1 protein-coding gene is annotated in these 463 nt (G+C 41.5%); it reads right to left on the bottom strand.

The window, feature by feature from the left end:
- Positions 1-463: RNA-guided endonuclease TnpB family protein (locus tag GH715_RS21260; protein WP_163578838.1), on the bottom strand; the 463-nt coding region annotated here is incomplete at both ends.

The following is a 463-nucleotide window of genomic DNA, read 5'->3' as shown; positions in this document are numbered from 1 at the left end:
AATCCCTCGGCTAGAATATTTTTGCTCGCATTGACATCTCGATCGTGGTGCGTATGGCAAACTGGACAAGTCCATTCCCTTATCTCAAGCGACTTCTTGCCATCGTGATATCCACAAGCAGAACATAGTTGACTGGATGGAAACCATTTACTTATTTTCACGATCGTTTTGCCGTACCATGCTGCTTTGTATGTTAGTTTGGATACAAAGCTCGACCATGATACATCAGCGATAGATTTTGCTAATTTATGGTTGCGTAACATGCCTTTCGTGTTCAAGTCTTCAATACAGATTACATCGTGGTGTTGGATGATGACTGTACTTAACTTGTTAAGGAAGGCGGCACGTTGATTCATGACTTGTTCATACAATCTCGCAACTTTTCGTTTTTGTTTTTGATAGTTTTTGGCATCGAGTAAGTCCTTTCCGTTGTTTTTCGCATGTTGGGCACGTCTGGACAGTT

The sequence above is a fragment of the Gracilibacillus thailandensis genome (assembly GCF_010994055.1).
In the GTDB taxonomy this organism is placed as follows: Bacteria; Bacillota; Bacilli; order Bacillales; family Amphibacillaceae; genus Gracilibacillus; species Gracilibacillus lacisalsi.
This window is presented reverse-complemented; position numbering and strand designations above follow the sequence as displayed.